Origin of the sequence: Ottowia sp. oral taxon 894, assembly GCF_001262075.1 — a bacterium.
GTDB classification, from domain to species: domain Bacteria; phylum Pseudomonadota; class Gammaproteobacteria; order Burkholderiales; family Burkholderiaceae_C; genus Ottowia; species Ottowia massiliensis.
Genome location: NZ_CP012073.1, coordinates 2,471,500 through 2,489,099, shown reverse-complemented (window position 1 = coordinate 2,489,099; position 17,600 = coordinate 2,471,500). Strand labels below are relative to the sequence as shown.

The window sequence follows — 17,600 nt, the reverse complement described above, 5'->3', positions numbered from 1 at the left end:
GGCATAATCCGACCGAAATTTATTGACCGGCCGCCGCGCAGCAATGCGCGGCGGTTTGCTTTTGGAGGAACCCTCATGGCCACCACCCCCCTGACCAAGCGCGGCGCGGAAAAGCTCAAGGCCGAACTGCACCGCCTCAAAACCAAAGACCGCCCCGAAGTCATCAACGCCATTGCCGAGGCGCGCGCGCAGGGCGATTTGAGCGAAAACGCCGAATACGAAGCCGCCAAGGACCGCCAGGGCTTCATCGAAGGCCGCATCAAGGAAGTGGAAGGCAAGCTTGCCAGCGCGCAAATCATCGACCCCGCCGCCATTCACGCCGAAGGCCGCGTGGTCTTCGGCGCAACCGTCGAGCTGCAAGACGAAGCCACGGGCGAAACCGTCAAATACCAAATCGTGGGCGAAGACGAGGCCGACCTCAAGCAGGGTCTCATCAACATCTCCAGCCCCATCGCGCGCGCCCTCATTGGCAAGGAAGAAGGTGACAGCGCCGAAGTGCAGGCCCCTGGCGGCCTCAAGCACTACGAGATCATCAGCGTTGCCTACATCTGAGTCGTCTGTTCTGAAACGCCCATGCCCAGCGTTCTCAGTGCTTTCGCCAGCGCCCTGAGTGCGCGCCTGCCCTTGATGGCCGCCGCCTTGTGGTGGAGCAGCGGCATCTGCCTGGGCTTCGTCGCCGTGCCGCTGGTGTTTCAGAACGCGGGCAGCGTGGCGCTGGCCGCGCGCATCACGCCTCACCTCTTTGCCGCGCAAACCTGGCTGGCATTGGGCTGCGGCGCCGTACTGCTGCTCACGCGCCCCCACGAGCCGCAGCGGCAAGACACGGCGCTTATCAGCCTGACCGCCTTGGGGATGCTGCTGGCGCTGCTGGTTCAGCACGTTGCCGCCCCGCGCATTGCGGCCCGCATCAACCTGCCGTTGTGGCACACGGCAGGCACACTCCTTTACGCGGGCCAGTGGCTGTGCGCCACTGTCGTGCTGTGGCGGCTGGCGCGGCGCTGAGCCAGAATCAAAAACAAGAGCAATTTTGAAGGGTGAAAAAATGGCTTCTGCGCCCTTTCCACCAGGACCCAATGCTCTCATAACAAGAGCAGAAATACGCCACCCTTCTACTCCTGAACTCTTGGGCCGCGCCTGGCTTGGCCAGAAAGAACGCAGACGGGCCGGTCTGCGCTCCTCCTAGAATTCGCCCCTTTCGTACATGGGGTGAGCGCGTGATGCCCGCCCTGCTTCTTCATCCTTCACCCATACCGATTTCCCGATGGCATTGATCGTTCACAAATACGGCGGCACGTCGATGGGCTCGACCGAGCGCATTGCCAACGTCGCCAAGCGCGTGGCCAAGTGGGCGCGCGCCGGCCACCAAATGGTGGTGGTGCCCAGCGCCATGAGCGGCGAAACCAACCGCCTGCTGGGCCTGGCCAAGGAGCTGGCCCCCGAAAAGCTGACCGATGCCTGCCTGCGCGAGATGGACATGCTCGCCTCCACAGGCGAGCAGGTCTCCGTCGGACTGCTGTCACTGGCCCTGCAAGCCGAAGGCGTGCCCGCCGTGAGCTACGCTGGCTGGCAAGTGCCCATCAAAACCAGCAACGCCTACACCAAAGCCCGCATTGAAAGCATTGACGAGCAGCGCGTGCGCCGCGATCTGGCAGCGGGCAAGGTGGTCATCATCACCGGCTTTCAGGGCGTGGATGCGGACGGCAACATCACCACGCTGGGCCGTGGCGGCTCTGACACCTCCGCCGTGGCCGTGGCCGCCGCCCTCAAGGCCAGCGAATGCCTGATCTACACCGACGTGGACGGCGTTTACACCACCGATCCGCGTGTGGCCCCCAAGGCCCGGCGCATGCAGACCGTCAGCTTTGAAGAAATGCTGGAAATGGCCAGCCTCGGCTCCAAGGTGCTGCAAATCCGCTCGGTTGAATTCGCTGGCAAATACAAAGTGCCCGTGCGTGTGCTCTCCAGCTTCACGCCCTGGGACATCGACATCAACGAAGAGGCCCGCTCCGGCACCCTCATCACTTTCGAGGAAGACGAAAAAATGGAAAAAGCCCTTGTTTCCGGCATAGCCTTCAGCCGCGATGAAGCCAAGATTTCGGTGCTGGGCGTGCCCGACAAGCCCGGCATCGCCTACCAGATACTGGGCGCGGTAGCGGCGGCCAACATCGAGGTGGATGTGATCATCCAGAACCTGAGCAAGGACGGCAAAACCGATTTTTCCTTCACCGTGCACCGCAATGATTTGGCGCGCGCCGTGGACTTGCTCAAGAGCAAAGTGCTGCCCCAGCTGGGCGAAGCGCAATTGGTGAGCGACACGCACATCTGCAAGGTCAGCATCGTCGGCATCGGCATGCGCAGCCACGTGGGCGTGGCCGCCAAAATGTTCCAGACGCTCAGCGAAGAAGGCATCAACATCCAGATGATTTCCACCAGCGAGATCAAAACTTCCGTGGTCATCGACGAAAAGTACATGGAGCTGGCCGTGCGCACGCTGCACCGCGCCTTCGGCCTGGACCAAACGGCATCCTCGCCGGCCTGACGCCGTAAACGGCCGAAAGCGCCCTTTTCTCTGCTAGAATCCGCCGCTTACCTAGGAGACGTGACCGAGTGGCCGAAGGTGCTCCCCTGCTAAGGGAGTATGGGGTGTAGAGCCTCATCGAGGGTTCGAATCCCTCCGTCTCCGCCAGAACACTGTTTTTTGGTGTTTCATAAAGCCCCCTCGCGGGGCTTTTTTGTTGCCTAAATGCTTGGTTTCGTGGCACATTTCGCGCTTTCTTGTTGCGGCGCGTTTTTTGGCGTTGCGCTTTGTGCCCTTTTCTGTTGGCCCATCTGTTGGCCCATTGAGTTCGATTAATGCCAAAGGTCGCTCGTGAGCTTTCGGCGCAGGCTGTGGCTCGCCTGCGCGAAATCGGGGATCACGCCGTGGGCGGCGTGCCTGGCCTGTTTTTGCGCGTGGCCGAAAACTCACGCCACTGGTGTTTCCGGTATTCGTTGCAGGGGCAGCGCCGTCTGATGGGCCTGGGGTCTTATCCGTCGGTTTCCCTGGCCGCTGCGCGTGACCTGGCTCGCAGCGCACGCTCGCAGGTCAGCCTTGGCGTTGATCCCATACGTGACCGCGCCCAGGCTCTGGAAGCCGCCCGCGCCGCCGCGCGCAACGCGATGACATTTGACAAGGCCGCCGAAACCTACATTGCCAGCCGCGATGCTGAATGGCAAAGCAGCAAGCACCGCGCGCAGTGGATCAACACACTTGCACAGTACGCCAGCCCCGTTTTAGGCCGGCTGGATGTGGCGGCCATCGACCAGCCCCACATCCTGCGCGTACTTGACCCCATCTGGCGCACCAAAACCGAAACCGCCACCCGCGTTCGCGGGCGCATTGAGGCCGTGCTTGACTGGTGCGCCGTGCAAGGCAAGCGCAGCGGCCCAAACCCCGCTCGCTGGCGCGGCCATCTTGATCAGCTCTTGCCCAATCCCGCCCGCATTGCCCGCGTCGAACACCACGCCGCCGTCGATTGGCGCGAGGCTCCCGTCATTTACGCCCGCATCTCGCAAGTCAGCGGCGCAAGCGCCCAGGCTCTGCGCCTGCTTGTCCTGACGGCCCTACGCACTACAGAAGTGATAGCAGCAACCTGGGATGAAATCGACCTTACTGCCGCCGTCTGGACACTTGATGCCAAACGTATGAAAGTCAAAACGCAAGGCGCGCACCGTGTCCCCCTCTCGCGCCAGGCGCTGGCCCTGCTGAATGAGCTGCCGCGCATGCAGGGCGAAAAATATCTTTTCCCCGGTGCCCGCCCCTGCGGCCACATCAGCAACATGGCCATGCTGCAAACCATGCGCCGCCTGCGCATCCAGGCTGTCCCGCACGGCTGGCGCTCCACGTTTAGAGACTGGGCGGCGGAAGCCACCGACTACGGCGCTGAAGTGGCTGAAAAAGCCCTGGCTCACACCATCAAAAACAAGGTTGAGGCCGCCTACCGGCGCGGCGACCTCTTTGACAAACGCCGCCAGCTCATGCAAGCGTGGGCTGATTACCTAGCCCCGCCTGCAAACTAGTCCGCTGCGGCGGCCCACCCCCCGCAAAGCCTTTATTTACGGGACTTTGATGCTATGAATTTAATAGCTGCAAATGGGCGAAATCACCCCTGCCGCGCCAGCCAGGCATCCACATCCGCCACCCGGTAGCGCGCCGCGCGCAGCCCCAGCTTTTTAGGCGCCGGAAACTGGCGTTGCTGCTGCCAGCGCCACAGTGTGCTGCGCGTTACCTTTAAGCGCTCGCAAAGCTGCTTTGTCGTGCAAAAAGCATCCGCCTCACGCATAGTCATCCTCCCGCAAGTCAATGGCTACCCCGCCGCTGCACCGCACCCGCGCCACCGCCTGCGCGCAGGCTTGCCGGTACTCCCGGTAGCTAAGCTGCGCAAGCTGGAACTCATGCACGTGCAAAAACTCGCCCAGCAGCCTGATCTCATCTCCGCGCAAAACTGGCGCACGCCACTTTTCCGCGCTGCCTGCGCGGTTGGCAATGGCATCCAGCGCGGCATCTGTTTCCGACAGCATCCCGGCCAGCCCTTTGACAACCCCTTGTTTTTCGATCGACGCCGCAATCGTCAGCGTGGCCGCCATCACCTGCCATTGCCTATGCGTGGCCTGGCCGCGCCGCAGCGCCTCAAACGCTGCCCGCGCCGGCGCCATCTGGTGCGCCACCTCTTGCGGCGTCAGCCGCGTGGCGCGCATCAGCGCCAGCTGCATGGTGTCCACCAGCCGCCTGTGCTGGCGCGGCTTGTTGTTGCGCTTGCGCGTTTTCATCGCTTGCCCCCTTTGCTCTCAAAGATGTAGCGGAAATACTTGCCGGCCTCACTGCAAAACGGATACGGGCACGCGTCGTTCAGACTGCGGCCGGCCGCTGCGGCCTCGCTTGCTTCGCGCGTCACCGTCTGCCGGCTGATCTGCATCCGCCGCCCCTCAATTACGCCAATCAGCAGCAGCTCTTCGCCTGTTTCTGTGCGTCTCATGCCACCGCTCCCAGCAAATCCATTTGCTCCATCCGGTTCGCGCTCCCCATCCGGCCCGCGCGGCGCCCCAGCGCCAGCGCAGGCTGCGCCGCCTGCGCCTGGCGTATGCGCTCAAACGTCTTGCGCACATCCGTCTCCGCGCTTCGCACGTAGCAAAACGCCGGGTTCATCAATGACCCTTCCGGGTAGCTGTTCAGTGTTTTCAATGGCTTCATTGCCCACTCCTTTTCGTCAAAAAACACGCTGCCCGCCGCTCACGCCACGGCCAGCTCCATGAATGGCCCGCGCCGGCGCGCCAGCCCCTCGTTTTCCATGTGCGCCACGGCCTGTGGCACCGTCAAATGCAGCCTGCGCAGCAGCTCACGCCCATGCAGCAGCTGCGCCTGGCTCATTTCGTCGGCGCTGGCATGTGTCATTTGCAGGGTTTTGAGGTACTGGCCGCGTGCCCAAAGCGCTAGCGCATCCCACTTTTGCCGGTCGATCTCCGCGTTGCAGCGGCCTTCGACCCCCGCCCAAAGCTCATTCGGTGCCCCCAATCTGAGCCGGGCGGTACAGTTATTGAAACCAGTCCAAGGCAGGGCTAAAGCCCTGCGGCGCGCCTCATCCTGCGGCGCTTCCCCCCTCTTTGCGCGCTCAATGGCCTGCTGCGCCTCGCGCCCCGCATTCGCTTGCAGCTCATGCCAGCCCAGCCGGCGCGAAATCAGCCACCGGCCTGAAGGCGTCACCACCCCCACCACCGTGTTGTTCGGCAGGCGCTCGCCAAAACGCGTCACGCGCAAGCCCCCGCGCTTGGCCGCTTGCAGCGCATAGTCCTTGCGCGCCCGGCACGGCCCGCCCAATGCGCGCATGAAGGCGTGCCAGTCCGCCTGCTTTTCACCGATCTTTTGCGCCGCATGCCACGCCAGCCGCGCCTTGGCATCCGTGTTCCACGGCAGCTCTTGCACTTGGTCTTCCGTCACACGGCGCACTTCGCGCCACACCGTCACGCTGGGCTGCCCCAGCGGTTGGAACTGCCGGATGCGCCACGTGCTGGCCCAGGCATCCACCCGCATGTGCCCCGGCACTCCGCCCATCTCTACCGTAAACAGGTCGCCCGTCGCTTCGTCGATGTGTTCCTTCAATGCGTGGTGGCCAATGCTTTTCGCAATGTATTTGGCGATGTAGCCCGCCGCCCCGCCGCGCAGCATCCGTTTGAAATTCGTGCGGTTCTTGGCCGCCCCTTTTTCCTGCGCGTACTGCTTGTCGTTATGCACCCAGTATTCAAAAATGGTTTCCTGCACGGCCTTGGCTTGCGCCTCATCCCGCGCCCAGATCAGCATGTGCCAGTGCGGCGTGCCATCGTGGTGCGGCTCCGCCACGCGAAAGCCGTAGATCTGTAAGCCTTTTTTTTGCAGCGCCGTCCGGCAGCGGCTCCACTGCCGCACCAGCCAGTCCTGCGCGTCACGCGGGGTCGTGCGCCCGTCATAGCGCGGGTTGGACACTGCGCGAAACACCTCATGCGCCCGCGCCTGCGCCTCATCGCCCGCGCTCATCTGCGCCAGCTCCGCTTCGCGCTCCGCGCTCTTGTCCCGCCAGTCTTTGGACAACATGGGGTGCATGGCGCTGGGCGTGGTCAGCGTCACAAACAAGCCCACATGTCCGCTGGCGTCTGCGCACTCTTCACATCCTCTGATGCGCGTCATCAGCTCCCCACCCCGATTGACGGGGTTGGCCACGCTGGCCGCCGCCAGCTCGGCCAGTGTGAATATCTGCCCCGCTTCGTTTTGGAACAGGCGCGTAGCCAGTGTGTTTGCATTGCGCCGCAGCTGCTGCTGGCGGCGGCGCAGCGCCTCATCGCTGCAATAGCCGCCCGTGCGGCGGCTCACCATCCCCATCTTGATAGCGCCGGCCTCAGTCACGCGCGCCGCCGTCTCGCGCAAACGCATCCGCCACCAGCGCACATCCCGCGCTCTTTTCAGCGCGGCCAGCACCTCATCCATCGACGGATTGCGCTTGCGCAGCTTCGGCGGCTTGCAGCCCAGCCCCGCGCAGTGCTTGTGCACCCACTCTACGGCTTCCTGCATGGCTCCTTTCAAACGGTCAATCAGCTCGCGCGCCATCTCTTTCTCCGCTTCGTCCATCACCGCCTCACGGCGCCACAGCTCCACATCGCGCCCCGTCCGGTGCATCACCTGCCAGGGCGTCAGGCCCTTGGTCTGCGCCTCAAAGTCAGTGCAGCGCGCCATCCTCTCGCGCGCCTTTTCCGCCGCGCCTTCGGTCACCCGGTGGCGCGCAAACACTCGCCCCAGCGCCTGCGTCACGCTATCGGCCTGCTCCTCTGCCATTTGGCAGATCTCCTCATCAGTCATCGCCCAGCGCAGGGCCTGCCCGTGCTGCTTCGCAAAAGCCCCCAGCCGGTCAAGCGCCGCCCAGGCGTCTAAAAACGTCCAGGTCGCCCGCCTTTTCGGGTCTTTGGGCACGCCGGCCATGCGCTCTACGGCAGGCCGCCACTGGCGCGGCAGCGCTTCGCAAAGCAGCTCCACGGCTTCCTGCACCCGGCCCACGCTGGGCCGCTCGCCGCCGTGAAACCACTGCGCAAAGTCCGCGTCGCCTCGCACCGTGAACGTGCGCCCCGTCAGCCGCGCGCGCTTTTCGCGCCGGCCATGCGCCGCCGCCTCGCGAATCAGCCGCTGCCGCTCGGCCTGCGCTTGCTCCTGCTGCGCCTGTGCCTGCGCCGCAGCAATGGCCGCCGCATCCACCGCCGGCGCCGGCGGGGCAGGCGCATCCAGCTCATACAGCTCATCAAAAGCCGCCTCCAGCGCCCAGGCGTCAAAGCCTGCGTAATCGCCGGCGCCCGATCCAGCCGGATAGCCTGCCTGGCCGCTCATCCCCGCCCCAGCGCCATCAGCCGGCCCAGGCGGCGGCGCAGCTGGCGCACGGCCTGTGCCAGCGCCTGCCGCTCGGCGGGCGGAAACTCATCCAGCGCGCGCCGGGCGCGCTCGCTCAAAGCCTGGCCCGGCTGGCGCAGCCCGGCCAGCGCCAGCAGCACCACGCGCTCCGGCTCGCCCAGCTGCGCCCACTCGCATGCTGCGCGTGCATCCACCGACGGCCCCCCGGCGCTGGACTGGCGCAGCCCGGCGGCCCACGCCGCAAACCATGCCGGCGGCGGCCCTGTGCGCTCACCCGCCTTTTGCTGCGGCTGGCACAGCGCGGCAAAGCCCTCTGCCAGCGCCTGTGCCTGCGCCGCGTTATCAAACGTCACGGCCTGCATGCGCGCCCCTTTCCTGCTGCGTGCCTTGCCGTGCGGGCGTTGGTGCCGTTTGCACCGGCAGGCCCAGCCCGAAAAACACCGCCGCCCGCGCCAGCAGCCGCCGCACCACATCGGCGTGCAAGCCGCCTGCGGCCCTCTTGCTGCCATCAGACATGCCCCGCTCCTTTGGCCTTGTCGGCCCGCGGCAAATCCGTGGGCAGCCCAAAGCGCAGCCGGTCGGCCTGGCTCATGTCCGCCAGCCGCTTGCACACCAGCCGCGTGCCATCGCCCAGGGCGTCAAAAGCGGCGCTCACTGCCTCATTCACGCGGGGCGCCTCGAAGAAATGGCGGCTCACCTGCCCGTCCTCGGTCACATGCTCGATAAAAAACGTTGCCATCTCGCAACTCCTTTTCAGACAAAAAAATCCCCTGCCGCCCAAAGGCCGGCAAAAAAACAAAACAAATGGGTGATGGGAAAACCGCGCCGCGCGGGCGGTTTTCAGGCCGCCTCAGGGCGGCTTGTCGCTGGTAAACAGCTCGCCATTGACCGGCGGCAGCGTCTGCGCCACATACGCCGCGTCATCCGGCGACAGCGCCAGCACATCCCGCTGACGCTGGCGGTTGATGTGGCGGCTCAACGGAATCAGAACCGACTGCGAAGGCTGCGCCGGCGTGTTCAGGCGCGCCGCAATCTCTACATGCGCCACAAAGCACGCGCCGCACTCCACGTTCAGGCACTGGTAAGTGAGCCGTCGCATCGTCTCGCCCAGCTGATGGCTGGTGCGGATGCGCAAATCGGCCCCACAGTCCGGACAGGGGAAGTGATGGCTCATGCGCGCCGCCCCCAATCAGTCAGCCAGCCGGGCCAGCTCGGCCACCTGCCAGCCCTCGGGCGCCAGATGCGCGGCGTAGCGCTGCGCCTGGCCTGCGCTGGTGGCTTGAAAGCGCAGCCGCTGCACAAAACCGGCTTCCAGCGCCTGCCGGATTTCGTCGCCGGCCAGCGTGGCCGGCACCAGCAGCGCCTCGTAGCGGTAGCTGACGGCGCTCATGGCTGGGCCTCGGCGGGCTGCTTTTGCGCTACGCGTTGCATGCACATCCGCCGAATAAAGGCGGACACGCTGCGCTCGTCTTGGTCTGCCAGCTCCTGTATGGCCTTGGCGCATTCAATCGGCATGTAAACCATGACCGACACCGATCGGCCAGTAGTTCGCCGCTCTTTTCGTGCTTTTCCCTCTTCTGTCATGTTTGACTTTCTGTTAAGCGTGATGCTTAACTATAGCACATTTCAGACGAAATTAAGCATGCTGCATATTGTTTTGCTTTACCGCAAGCTAAACAATTGCGGCATGATGAACACCATCCATGACACCTACCGCGCCCGTTTGCGCCTACTTGCGGATGAAGCTGGCAGCCAGGCAAAACTGGCCGAACTGATCAACCGTTCTCCCGCGCAAATTAGCCAGTGGTTAAGCACCAGCGCCAGCGCTAGGCAGCTCTCGCCAGCGTCTGCACGACACATCGAACAAGTGCTAGGCAAACCTGCCGGATGGATGGATCAACCGCTGGATGCATTCCGCTCTGATACAGCTGCTTCGTTGCCGGAACTGCGCCGCCGCCACCTTTATGAACTGTTTACGCAGGCGGGTGGCTATGGCCCTCTTTCTCAGCGTGTAGGCATTAGCCCGTTGCATCTAATGTCTTTTGTTGAAGGTGGGCGTGAAATGGATGGCGAAACGGCGCGCCGCATTGAAAGCGCGCTTGCTCAGCCCGCCGGCCAAATGGATACCTTCATCGCTGCCCCCACCAGCAACTGGCGTCCTTTGCCTGATAGCGGTGGGCGGCTTGTCCCCCCGCCTGCGCCGTCTGTCTCGGATGATGAGCGCGCCTTGCTTGTTGCCTGGCGCAATGCAAAACGGGCCACGCAGCAAGCCGTTCGGCTGGTGCTGCTGCCGTCCCGTGACGGGCTGGACAACGAAATCAGCCTTGCCTTGCGCCTGCTTGAGCTGGCCGCTCCGGCCATCTTGAACAACAACTGCCAGCAGCCTGCGCCGGCATAACTGCAAAAACAGCCTTGGATGCCCGCCGCGCCTGCTTTCTTTGCTATTTTTTTAGGAGTAAAAATGACTGAAACCGCCGCACAAGCCGCGCAACGCCAGCAAATGGAGCGCGCCTGCGCGCAGCTGCTGGGTCTCATCGGCGGCATCACCGCCGACGGCCATTTGCACGACATGGAAATCCAGTTTTTGCGCACCTGGCTGGCTGGTGAGCGCGTGGCCTCCGATCACTGGCTGGGCCGCGCCGTCTCGCAGCATCTTGACGCCGTGCTGGCTGACGGGCATGTGACTGAAGAAGAACGCGCTTGGCTGCTTGAAAAGCTGCAATCGGCCAGCGGCGCGCAGTTTGCCGAAACCGGTTGCGCCAGCGCTGAAACCACGGCGGCCTTTCCCGCAGATGATGGCCCCGTGCACTTTGACGGCAAAACCTTTTGCCTGACTGGCAAATTCCTGTTCGGCTCGCGCGGCCAGTGCACGGCGGCCACCAAAGCCGCAGGCGCAGCCTGCACCGATCGCGTCACGCAAGACACTGATTATCTTGTCATTGGCGCCGCTGGCGCGACTGCCTCATGGAAACAGGCCAGCTATGGCGCAAAAATTGATGCCGCCATGAAGCTCAAAGAAAAAGGCCACCGCATCCTGATCCTGGCTGAACCCACCTGGCGCGCCGCTTTACCGGCCTTGCCTGATGCGCAGGCATAAAAAAACCGCCAGCCCATTAAAGGCTGGCGGCTTTGCGTTTCATCTACTTATTCACCGGGATACAGATACCACTCTTTTTTGATCTCCATGTTTGAAAGCGGCGTTTCAAACAAATGGTAGAAGTTGTTTTCTCCCTCTCCGTTTTTCTCGTTTGCCTCATTCAGTGCCGCTATTTTGTTCATTATTTCATCGGCAACTTCTCTCGGCAGACGCATACCCCAATCCGAAAACGCGGCTGACATGATTTCATCTGCATTTTCTGGAAGGCTGTCATTTCCGTAATCGTAATACGTATTGAACAGCTCGAAAGCGGTGTGCGGCCTTTGTGGATTCCATTCCATGATTTTCTCCTAAGAGTGCCAGATGCCGCCTGGCGTCGGTGTTGATCACCCCGATCAACATAGCTGTATTGTGCACGACTAACGCCCGGTAGTCAAGCGCTCATCATGTTATTTTGTTTCAAAGTGTTCATGCTTGCCCAGCCCGCGCCGGGCGACGGCCTCTACGAGCGCCTCATTGATGGCCGCTGTCTTGCTGGCCGCCCCAGCGGCCACGAGCGCATCCAGCGCATCGGCGGCGGCGGGCGTCATCAGCCCGCCGGGCAGATAGCGCGCGCCTTTCGCTATGCGCTTGCGCTCGTTGGCGCGCGTCCATTGGGCTTGTTTTTCCCTGTTAATTTTTCGCATGTCTTTTCTCCCAGGCCGCAAACAAGGCTGCCTCTTTGCACAGGCGCGTTAAGCGCGCCGTCAGGTCATGCAGCGGCACGCCGCGCGCGCATTCCCACGCGGCCCACGCCCCGCATGATTCTTCTGTGGCTGCCCAGCAGCCCAGCTCACGGTCGTACTCCACCACCAGCCCGCTGTCATGCAGCAGGCGGGTGGGACTGGCGGCATCACGCCGCCAGGCGCGATGCCATCGGTAATGCTTTCCCGTCATCAGCAAACCGTCAGGCGCACCCAGCGCGCATCCATCGTTTGCGGGGCCGCGCCACGGCCCCAGGTTTCAGGCCGCTGCCAGTCCGGGCGGGTGCATTGCAGCACGAGTTCGCCGTTGCAAAAGTCAATGGCTGCATGCCCGCCACGTGCTTTGATTTCTTCAAATTGACGGGCGATTTCTCGTGCTTTTTCGGCGCTGGTGATGTTCATGGTTTTCTCCTGAGAGTGCCAGGTGCCGCCTGGCGTCGGTGTTGATCACTGCAATCAACATGGCTGTATTGTGTATGACTATCGGGCGGTAGTCAAATCTTTTTTTATTTCCGACTTATTCGTATGGTCTTTGCCGTTGCCTTTTTGCCGCTCGCTATCGTATTAATAGCAGCAAAGCCCCGCGCGCAAAGGCTTTTCGGCGGTTGGTGCGTCCGCCGCCCATCGGGGCCAGGGCAAAAAAATGGCCCCGTGAGGGGCCATTTTTCTGGATGCGATCCAGTTCACCGTTGCCGGTTCGTTTGTTTCAACACACAGCCGCAAGCTTCGCGCGGCTGAAACACCTTGCGGTGCGTTGCGCATTGTAGCGCATGGCGGCCCTGGCTGCCGTCACTCGCCCACATCATCGGCGCCCAGCCCGCCGTCATCGCCGGCGGCATCGTCTGCGCCGGCACCGCTGTTTGTGCCCAGGGTCTCCAGCTCTAGCCGCGTGGTAAAGCCCTGGGCCGCGTCCAGCGTGTGCGTGCAGCTTTTGACCAGCCATTGCTGCCCGTCAATCTCGCGCTTGCCAAATCCGCGCACTTGCGCCGCGCTTTGCGGGGCAATGTCGGGGCGTGCAAATGCTAGGTTGATCTCTAGCGTGGCGCCGCCGCGCTCTATGCGCTGCATCTCCGCCTGCGCCGCCTCCATCGCGGCCTGCTCGCTGCCGTAAATGTCGCGCAGCTTTTTGACTTTTCCCTTTTGCCCGGCCACGGCAGCGCGCTTGCGTGCCCGTGCGTTGTCCTGCCACTCGGCTTTGACGCCCGTGTACACGCCCCGCTCGGCGCGGTGCCATCGGTGGTCGTCGCCCTGGCGGCGCTCAATCAGCACTTCGCCCAGCTGCGCGCCCGTGGCCGTGGCGCGCGCGTTGATGCCCTGAAAAATCAAAGTGCCCTTTTTGATAGTAGCCACCGCATCCCAGCGACGGCCCAGGCGCGTCAGAAAGTTGAGGTCGCTCTCATGCGTCTGGTCGATGTGCGCCACCTGCACGCCCGCCAGCGGCGGCGCCACGCGCGCGCGCAGGCCGTGGCGCTGTGCCACGCGCTGCACGATCTGGCCCAGCGTCGTTTTGTGATAGCTCGCCTCGCGCCGCTCGCGCAGGGCGCTACGCATGTCGGCCGACCGCGCGCGGATGGTCAGCACATCCGGCGCGCCCCGGTGCTCCACCTCATCCACGACAAATTCGCCTTTGTCCATGAGCGGGCTGCCCTGCCAGCCCAGGCGCAGCGCCAGCTTTTCGCCCGCCGGCGGAATGTTGATACGCCCGCTTGAGTCATCCAGCTCGATTTCCAACTGATCGGCGGCGTCGCCGCGTTTTTCCGTCAGCGTCAGCCGCATCAGCAGGGCCGCAATGCGCGGCGAAATGTCGCGCCCGCCTATGCTCAGCACGTAAGCGGGCGCGTTGTGCCCGCGCTGCGCCTCTTGCTCGCGGGCGGCGGCTTGCGCGCTCTCGCTCACACCCAGCCCCCCAGCCACCAGTCCCAGCCGTCAAATTCCCCCTGGCCGGTTGATGCATTGTCATCCGCCCCGCCGGCTGGATCCACTTGTGCGGCATCCGCCGTCTGCTTGAGCGCCAGCGTAAAAGCCACTTTGCGCGGCACGCCCTCGGCCACAAAGTGCGAGCCGGTTTGTTGCAGGCTCTCAATCACGTAAGCCCCGTAAACCTGCCCTGTTCCGTCTTGCAGCACGTAGGCCGCGCCAGCGTCGGCCATTTTGCGCAGCGTGTCCAGCGCGCGCCGGTCGCCAATCTCGGGCACGGCGCAGCCCGTCAGCGTGATTTTTTCCGACTGCGGCCCCAGGTACTGCACGCCCGGCAGCGCGCCCACGCGCGCATTGTCGGCGTGGCGCCATTCCAGCTGGCGCTGCATCTCTGCAAACGCCAGCGTGGGCAGCCCAAACGTAAATTGCCCAAGCTGCATCAGCATCTCAAATGTCCCCTATGCGTGAGTAAGCGCGCGCCGCCCGCTCACGCTCGCGCCGGTCAAGCTCGCGGCTCACGGCCTGGGCAATGGCCTGGGCATCCTGCCCCGGCGCAGCGTGAATGGTGATGTTGATCGCCGGCGCGGCCTGCGCCGCTGCGGCGGGCGCCCTGGCCGCCAGCGCCGGCACGCCGCCGGCCATTGCAGGCGCGGCGGCCATTGCGGGCATGGCCGCCATTGCCGCCGCCGCACGGGCCACCAGCGCGGCCTTGCCCTGGATGCCCAGCGCCGCGCCCTCGCTCACCCAGCCGCCCAGCCGCATAAATACGCGGCTGGGGCTGTTGATCTTGAGCTTTTCGGCAAACCAGCCGCGCGCGCTGTCGGCCACACTGACGATGGAGCTTTTCAGCTCGCCCAGCTTGGCGCGGATGCCGCCAATCACCCCGCCAATGATGTTGCTGCCCGCCTCCCACATTTTTTGCGGCAGCGCTTGCAGCCAGGCCAGACCGTCCAGAAAAGCCTGCTTGATGTCCTGCCACAGCAGCAGCGCCCCGCCCTTTATGTCTTGCCAGCGCGTCACCCACATGTAAACAGCCGCAGCCATCAGGCCAAAGGCAATGCCAATGGGTGAGGCCATGAGCGCCAGCGCCGCGCGGCCCACCACCATGAAAGCCCGTGCGGCCACGCCGCCAAACCGCAGCAGCCAGGCCCCCGCCTGCATGAGCTGCCCGCCCAGCAGGCGCAGGCCCACAATGGTTTTTTGCAGGGCAAAGCCGCCCATTTGCACCACCGCGCCCCAGGCGCTTTTCAGCCCGGCAGCGGCGCGCGCCAGCAGGCCCGCCCTGGCGGCTGTGGCGCCCATCTGTGCAGCGGCGGCGGCGTTTTTGGCGGCCAGCAATGCAAACACGGCCCGCAGGGCATATGCATTGACGGCGGCCACCGCCAGCGCGGCGGCCAGCGCGCCCAGCACGGTCATCAGCGCCCCCACGGCTACAGCGGCCATCATCAGGCGCTTGGTCAGCACCGGGTTGTCCTGCATCCACTGCGTCACGGCTTTGATGACCGGCGTCACCACCGCCAGCAGCTCGGCCAGCGCAGGCGCCAGCGCCTGCCCAGCCACCGCGCGCAGGTTGAAAAGCTGGTTTTCCAGCAGCTGCATCTGCGCAGATGTTGTGCTGTAGCGCGCCTGCGCCTCGCGGGCCATCGACCCGCTGGCCTCGGCTGAGCCGGCCAGATCCAGCTGGCGGCGCAGCTCATCGGGCTTGCTCACCAGCTTGGCCAGCGTGTCGCTGTGCTCTTTTTGCACCAAGTCCACCATCACGCCAATGCGCTTGTCCTCTGGCAGCTTTTGTATGGCGTCAAACACGCGCAGTAGCGTCCCCATTGCGTCGCGCTGCATGCCCTGCTGGATGTCCGTTGCGCCCAGCCCCAGCTCCTTGATCGCGGCGCGGAACCCCTTTTTGCCTTTTTCGGCGGCGGCAAAAGTCTGGATGATGGCATTCGTGGCCGTGCTGGCCGTATCGGTGCGCTCGCCCAGCGTCAGCAACGTGCTCCCCAGCGCGGCGGCCTGCTTGCTGCTCATGGCCACCGTCGAGACCACGCCGCTGGTGCGGTTGAGGTAGTCAATGATGTCGCTGCCCTTGCTGATCGCGTTGTCGTCAAGATAGTTGATGGTGTCCGCCAGCCCCCGGATGTCGGTCACGGGAATGCGAAAGTTTTTCGCCACCTTGCCCATGCTCTCGGCGATTTCGTCGGGCACGGCGTCAAAGGCAATCGCCATCTCCGCCGCCAGCTTGACCTGCTCTTTCAGGTGTTCGGTCGGCACTTCCATCCGCGCCGCCGCCGTGGTCATGTTGGCGATCTCCACCGTGGTCAGCGGGATGGTTTCCGACAGCTCTCGCACCTCTTTTTCGGCCTGCCGGTACACATCGGTCAGGCGCCCCATCTCATCGCGCGCGCCCGGCACCTGGCGGGCGATGCCCAGCATGGCGTCCTCGTGCGCCATGTATTGATGCAGCGGCGCCACGGATGCACGCACCAGCGCCTTGCCGCCCACCACGGCGCCCGCGCCCATGCTGCCCGCCACGGCGGCCACATGCAAGCTCTTGGTGTGATCCTGGCGCGCCTTTTCCAGCTTTTTGAGCGCCGTCTCTTGCGCCCGCAGCGCGGCTGTGGCCTGGCGCACCTCGGCGCCCATGCGCTGCTGCTGGCGCGCGATGTTGTCCACGCCCAGGCTTTGGAGTTGCTCGCGCGTGCGCCGCAGCTGGCTGAGCTGGCTTTGCTGGCGCGCTTGCAGCCGGGCCAGCGCCTTTTCGCCCGCCTTGATCTCGCCCGCATACGCTTTGTATTGCGCCCCGGCGGCGGGCAGCGCGCCCTTGAGTTCGGCCAGGCGGGCGCGCATGGCGCTCAATTGCCCGCCTGTGGCCTGCGCCTGGCCTTTGAGCCTCTGGAAAGCCTCAATTGCCGCGTTTTGCTGGCCCAGCTGGCGCAGCCGCTGCTGCGTGGCATCCAGCCCTTTTGCTAGTTGGTCGGAGCCTTTTGCGATGGATTTGAGCGGCCCCAGCGCCTTGTCCTTTACCTCTAAAAGGACTTTGAGGCTCAGATCAGAGGCCATAGCAGCCTCCGCACGCAGCGTCTATTTGCGCTCTAGCCAGTACAGCAGCGCCAGCACGTAAGGCCCCGCCGCAAGCGACAGCGCCGCCACCAGCAGCAGCAAGGCCGCGCCGGCCAGGCCGGCCCAAAGTGCAAAGGTCAGAAAAGTAGCGCCCATGCCTCATCATAGCGTGCCTTTTTATGTCGCGCCCGGCGGGTTGCGCTCCACGGCCAGCGCGTGCCAGTGCAACAGCTCCGGCAGCGTCATGTCCCACATGTCCGCCGGCGGCCAGTGCCACACCTGGGCCAGGTTGGCCAGTACGGCATGCAAATCCGCCGGCAGGCCGCGCGCCACGCCGTCCGGGCCGCTGCTTACAAAAAACTGTTCACCGCTGCATAAAGGGCCAATGTGTCCGCGTAACCCAGCTTTTGCAGCTCCGCCGGCGCCAGGCGCGGCATGGCAATACGTTCCAGCAGCGGCAGCAAGGCGGCGGCATCCATTACCAGCAAATCGGTCAGCTTGATGCCGCGCAAATCGCCCGCCTTGGGTTCGCGCAAATACAGCCGGGACACCGGCTCCATTTCGCGGCTGGCGCGCTCAATCGGTTTTTGCAGCGTCACGCGCGTGGCAAACGGCGCGCCGAAATCGTGCTCGGCGGCCACCTCGGGGCCGCTTTGCACGGCGCTATCCAGCCTTTGCGCCAGCGCCTGCGCTTCATCCTTGTTTTCGGTGTTTTCTTGCGTGATGCCGCTTTGCATTTCCGTTTTCCCAAATGATTTGATGCGTTTCAAAAAAAAGCCGGTTTTGCGGAGTGGCGGATGACCGGAAACCGCCTGCCACGAAGGGAAAAAAGCCGGTTTTTCGGGAGCGGCGGATGACCGGCAACCGCCTTCGGCGTCAAAGCCTG

At 64.1% G+C, this 17,600-nt stretch carries 26 protein-coding genes and 1 tRNA gene; 7 read left to right on the top strand and 20 right to left on the bottom strand.

Going from position 1 to position 17,600, the window contains the following annotated elements; translation table 11 throughout:
- Window positions 1-75: 75 nt before the first annotated feature.
- The 5 genes from greA to ADJ79_RS10975 all read left to right on the top strand — a co-directional run bounded on the left by greA (window position 76) and on the right by ADJ79_RS10975 (window position 4,059).
- On the top strand, window positions 76-552 hold the full coding sequence (gene greA, locus ADJ79_RS10995) for a transcription elongation factor GreA (protein WP_050716003.1): 477 nt from the start codon (window positions 76-78) through the stop codon (window positions 550-552).
- 21 nt (window positions 553-573) lie between these two features.
- Complete coding sequence (locus tag ADJ79_RS10990) at window positions 574-1,002, top strand: DUF4149 domain-containing protein (RefSeq protein WP_050716002.1); 429 nt, start codon at window positions 574-576, stop codon at window positions 1,000-1,002.
- A 259-nt stretch (window positions 1,003-1,261) separates the two neighbouring features.
- Complete coding sequence (locus ADJ79_RS10985; RefSeq protein ID WP_050716001.1) at window positions 1,262-2,539, top strand: aspartate kinase; 1,278 nt, start codon at window positions 1,262-1,264, stop codon at window positions 2,537-2,539.
- 54 nt (window positions 2,540-2,593) lie between these two features.
- Window positions 2,594-2,686 (top strand) — tRNA-Ser (locus ADJ79_RS10980).
- 167 nt (window positions 2,687-2,853) lie between these two features.
- Window positions 2,854-4,059, top strand: a complete 1,206-nt coding sequence (locus ADJ79_RS10975; RefSeq protein ID WP_050716000.1) for a site-specific integrase — start codon at window positions 2,854-2,856, stop codon at window positions 4,057-4,059.
- A gap of 83 nt (window positions 4,060-4,142) precedes the next feature.
- Here ADJ79_RS10975 and ADJ79_RS15725 read toward each other — a convergent pair whose 3' ends face one another.
- The 11 genes from ADJ79_RS15725 to ADJ79_RS15720 form a co-directional block, all read right to left on the bottom strand.
- Complete coding sequence (locus ADJ79_RS15725; RefSeq protein WP_050715999.1) at window positions 4,143-4,322, bottom strand: AlpA family transcriptional regulator; 180 nt, start codon at window positions 4,320-4,322, stop codon at window positions 4,143-4,145.
- On the bottom strand, window positions 4,315-4,809 hold the full coding sequence (locus ADJ79_RS10965; protein WP_050715998.1) for a hypothetical protein: 495 nt from the start codon (window positions 4,807-4,809) through the stop codon (window positions 4,315-4,317). The genes ADJ79_RS15725 and ADJ79_RS10965 overlap by 8 nt, the downstream gene beginning before the upstream one ends.
- Window positions 4,806-5,015, bottom strand: coding sequence for a hypothetical protein (locus ADJ79_RS10960; protein ID WP_050715997.1), 210 nt, complete (start codon window positions 5,013-5,015; stop codon window positions 4,806-4,808). The genes ADJ79_RS10965 and ADJ79_RS10960 overlap by 4 nt, the downstream gene beginning before the upstream one ends.
- Window positions 5,012-5,257: a hypothetical protein gene (locus tag ADJ79_RS10955; RefSeq protein WP_156304162.1), complete on the bottom strand. Its 246-nt coding sequence runs from the start codon at window positions 5,255-5,257 to the stop codon at window positions 5,012-5,014. Before ADJ79_RS10955 ends, ADJ79_RS10960 begins: the two co-directional genes overlap by 4 nt.
- Window positions 5,258-5,269: 12 nt before the next feature.
- Complete coding sequence (locus tag ADJ79_RS10950) at window positions 5,270-7,882, bottom strand: replication endonuclease (RefSeq protein ID WP_050715995.1); 2,613 nt, start codon at window positions 7,880-7,882, stop codon at window positions 5,270-5,272.
- Window positions 7,879-8,265: a hypothetical protein gene (locus ADJ79_RS10945; protein WP_050715994.1), complete on the bottom strand. Its 387-nt coding sequence runs from the start codon at window positions 8,263-8,265 to the stop codon at window positions 7,879-7,881. Before ADJ79_RS10945 ends, ADJ79_RS10950 begins: the two co-directional genes overlap by 4 nt.
- A complete protein-coding gene (locus ADJ79_RS14490) occupies window positions 8,246-8,419 on the bottom strand; it encodes a hypothetical protein (RefSeq protein WP_156304160.1) in 174 nt (57 codons plus the stop codon). The genes ADJ79_RS10945 and ADJ79_RS14490 overlap by 20 nt, the downstream gene beginning before the upstream one ends.
- A complete protein-coding gene (locus ADJ79_RS10940; protein WP_050715993.1) occupies window positions 8,412-8,642 on the bottom strand; it encodes a hypothetical protein in 231 nt (76 codons plus the stop codon). Before ADJ79_RS10940 ends, ADJ79_RS14490 begins: the two co-directional genes overlap by 8 nt.
- A gap of 111 nt (window positions 8,643-8,753) precedes the next feature.
- Window positions 8,754-9,077: an ogr/Delta-like zinc finger family protein gene (locus tag ADJ79_RS10935; protein ID WP_082203269.1), complete on the bottom strand. Its 324-nt coding sequence runs from the start codon at window positions 9,075-9,077 to the stop codon at window positions 8,754-8,756.
- A gap of 15 nt (window positions 9,078-9,092) precedes the next feature.
- Window positions 9,093-9,293 carry a hypothetical protein gene (locus tag ADJ79_RS10930; protein ID WP_050715991.1) on the bottom strand — a complete coding sequence of 67 codons (201 nt, stop codon included), beginning with the start codon at window positions 9,291-9,293 and terminating at the stop codon, window positions 9,093-9,095.
- Window positions 9,290-9,418: a ribbon-helix-helix protein, CopG family gene (locus ADJ79_RS15720; RefSeq protein WP_371256953.1), complete on the bottom strand. Its 129-nt coding sequence runs from the start codon at window positions 9,416-9,418 to the stop codon at window positions 9,290-9,292. Before ADJ79_RS15720 ends, ADJ79_RS10930 begins: the two co-directional genes overlap by 4 nt.
- 7 nt (window positions 9,419-9,425) lie before the next feature.
- Between ADJ79_RS15720 and ADJ79_RS14480 the strand changes: the two genes are divergently transcribed.
- A complete protein-coding gene (locus ADJ79_RS14480; protein ID WP_172673984.1) occupies window positions 9,426-10,301 on the top strand; it encodes a hypothetical protein in 876 nt (291 codons plus the stop codon).
- Window positions 10,302-10,364: 63 nt separating this feature from the next.
- Window positions 10,365-11,000, top strand: a complete 636-nt coding sequence (locus ADJ79_RS10920; protein WP_050715989.1) for a BRCT domain-containing protein — start codon at window positions 10,365-10,367, stop codon at window positions 10,998-11,000.
- 47 nt (window positions 11,001-11,047) lie between these two features.
- On the opposite strand, the gene ADJ79_RS14475 is transcribed toward ADJ79_RS10920, so the two are convergent.
- The 9 genes from ADJ79_RS14475 to ADJ79_RS13340 all read right to left on the bottom strand — a co-directional run bounded on the left by ADJ79_RS14475 (window position 11,048) and on the right by ADJ79_RS13340 (window position 17,451).
- Window positions 11,048-11,341, bottom strand: coding sequence for a hypothetical protein (locus ADJ79_RS14475; RefSeq protein ID WP_156304156.1), 294 nt, complete (start codon window positions 11,339-11,341; stop codon window positions 11,048-11,050).
- 108 nt (window positions 11,342-11,449) lie between these two features.
- Window positions 11,450-11,686, bottom strand: a complete 237-nt coding sequence (locus ADJ79_RS10915; protein WP_050715988.1) for a hypothetical protein — start codon at window positions 11,684-11,686, stop codon at window positions 11,450-11,452.
- A gap of 249 nt (window positions 11,687-11,935) precedes the next feature.
- Window positions 11,936-12,145, bottom strand: coding sequence for a hypothetical protein (locus ADJ79_RS10905; RefSeq protein ID WP_050715986.1), 210 nt, complete (start codon window positions 12,143-12,145; stop codon window positions 11,936-11,938).
- A gap of 387 nt (window positions 12,146-12,532) precedes the next feature.
- Window positions 12,533-13,657: a contractile injection system protein, VgrG/Pvc8 family gene (locus tag ADJ79_RS10900; RefSeq protein ID WP_253273817.1), complete on the bottom strand. Its 1,125-nt coding sequence runs from the start codon at window positions 13,655-13,657 to the stop codon at window positions 12,533-12,535.
- Complete coding sequence (locus ADJ79_RS10895; RefSeq protein ID WP_050715985.1) at window positions 13,636-14,106, bottom strand: phage tail protein; 471 nt, start codon at window positions 14,104-14,106, stop codon at window positions 13,636-13,638. The genes ADJ79_RS10900 and ADJ79_RS10895 overlap by 22 nt, the downstream gene beginning before the upstream one ends.
- 1 nt (window position 14,107) lies before the next feature.
- The gene (locus ADJ79_RS10890; RefSeq protein ID WP_050715984.1) at window positions 14,108-16,714 is read right to left on the bottom strand and encodes a phage tail tape measure protein; all 2,607 of its coding nucleotides are present in this window, start codon (window positions 16,712-16,714) and stop codon (window positions 14,108-14,110) included.
- 21 nt (window positions 16,715-16,735) lie between these two features.
- The gene (locus ADJ79_RS15590) at window positions 16,736-16,870 is read right to left on the bottom strand and encodes a hypothetical protein (protein ID WP_256381495.1); all 135 of its coding nucleotides are present in this window, start codon (window positions 16,868-16,870) and stop codon (window positions 16,736-16,738) included.
- 21 nt (window positions 16,871-16,891) lie between these two features.
- Window positions 16,892-17,023, bottom strand: a complete 132-nt coding sequence (locus tag ADJ79_RS13345) for a GpE family phage tail protein (RefSeq protein ID WP_371256848.1) — start codon at window positions 17,021-17,023, stop codon at window positions 16,892-16,894.
- Window positions 17,024-17,064: 41 nt separating this feature from the next.
- Window positions 17,065-17,451: a phage tail assembly protein gene (locus tag ADJ79_RS13340; protein ID WP_156304155.1), complete on the bottom strand. Its 387-nt coding sequence runs from the start codon at window positions 17,449-17,451 to the stop codon at window positions 17,065-17,067.
- Window positions 17,452-17,600: the final 149 nt, after the last annotated feature.

Excerpts from the sequence above, each read along its gene's own strand:
- greA (WP_050716003.1), top strand. The coding sequence starts at position 76 with ATGGCCACCACCCCCCTGACCAAGCGCGGCGCGGAAAAGCTCAAGGCC.
- ADJ79_RS10990 (WP_050716002.1), top strand. The coding sequence starts at position 574 with ATGCCCAGCGTTCTCAGTGCTTTCGCCAGCGCCCTGAGTGCGCGCCTG.
- ADJ79_RS10985 (WP_050716001.1), top strand. The coding sequence starts at position 1,262 with ATGGCATTGATCGTTCACAAATACGGCGGCACGTCGATGGGCTCGACC.
- ADJ79_RS10975 (WP_050716000.1), top strand. The coding sequence starts at position 2,854 with ATGCCAAAGGTCGCTCGTGAGCTTTCGGCGCAGGCTGTGGCTCGCCTG.
- ADJ79_RS15725 (WP_050715999.1), bottom strand. The coding sequence starts at position 4,322 with ATGCGTGAGGCGGATGCTTTTTGCACGACAAAGCAGCTTTGCGAGCGC.
- ADJ79_RS10965 (WP_050715998.1), bottom strand. The coding sequence starts at position 4,809 with ATGAAAACGCGCAAGCGCAACAACAAGCCGCGCCAGCACAGGCGGCTG.
- ADJ79_RS10960 (WP_050715997.1), bottom strand. The coding sequence starts at position 5,015 with ATGAGACGCACAGAAACAGGCGAAGAGCTGCTGCTGATTGGCGTAATT.
- ADJ79_RS10950 (WP_050715995.1), bottom strand. The coding sequence starts at position 7,882 with ATGAGCGGCCAGGCAGGCTATCCGGCTGGATCGGGCGCCGGCGATTAC.
- ADJ79_RS10945 (WP_050715994.1), bottom strand. The coding sequence starts at position 8,265 with ATGCAGGCCGTGACGTTTGATAACGCGGCGCAGGCACAGGCGCTGGCA.
- ADJ79_RS14490 (WP_156304160.1), bottom strand. The coding sequence starts at position 8,419 with ATGTCTGATGGCAGCAAGAGGGCCGCAGGCGGCTTGCACGCCGATGTG.
- ADJ79_RS10940 (WP_050715993.1), bottom strand. The coding sequence starts at position 8,642 with ATGGCAACGTTTTTTATCGAGCATGTGACCGAGGACGGGCAGGTGAGC.
- ADJ79_RS10935 (WP_082203269.1), bottom strand. The coding sequence starts at position 9,077 with ATGAGCCATCACTTCCCCTGTCCGGACTGTGGGGCCGATTTGCGCATC.
- ADJ79_RS10930 (WP_050715991.1), bottom strand. The coding sequence starts at position 9,293 with ATGAGCGCCGTCAGCTACCGCTACGAGGCGCTGCTGGTGCCGGCCACG.
- ADJ79_RS15720 (WP_371256953.1), bottom strand. The coding sequence starts at position 9,418 with ATGCCGATTGAATGCGCCAAGGCCATACAGGAGCTGGCAGACCAAGAC.
- ADJ79_RS14480 (WP_172673984.1), top strand. The coding sequence starts at position 9,426 with ATGACCGACACCGATCGGCCAGTAGTTCGCCGCTCTTTTCGTGCTTTT.
- ADJ79_RS10920 (WP_050715989.1), top strand. The coding sequence starts at position 10,365 with ATGACTGAAACCGCCGCACAAGCCGCGCAACGCCAGCAAATGGAGCGC.
- ADJ79_RS14475 (WP_156304156.1), bottom strand. The coding sequence starts at position 11,341 with ATGGAATGGAATCCACAAAGGCCGCACACCGCTTTCGAGCTGTTCAAT.
- ADJ79_RS10915 (WP_050715988.1), bottom strand. The coding sequence starts at position 11,686 with ATGCGAAAAATTAACAGGGAAAAACAAGCCCAATGGACGCGCGCCAAC.
- ADJ79_RS10905 (WP_050715986.1), bottom strand. The coding sequence starts at position 12,145 with ATGAACATCACCAGCGCCGAAAAAGCACGAGAAATCGCCCGTCAATTT.
- ADJ79_RS10895 (WP_050715985.1), bottom strand. The coding sequence starts at position 14,106 with ATGCTGATGCAGCTTGGGCAATTTACGTTTGGGCTGCCCACGCTGGCG.
- ADJ79_RS10890 (WP_050715984.1), bottom strand. The coding sequence starts at position 16,714 with ATGGCCTCTGATCTGAGCCTCAAAGTCCTTTTAGAGGTAAAGGACAAG.
- ADJ79_RS15590 (WP_256381495.1), bottom strand. The coding sequence starts at position 16,870 with ATGGGCGCTACTTTTCTGACCTTTGCACTTTGGGCCGGCCTGGCCGGC.
- ADJ79_RS13340 (WP_156304155.1), bottom strand. The coding sequence starts at position 17,451 with ATGCAAAGCGGCATCACGCAAGAAAACACCGAAAACAAGGATGAAGCG.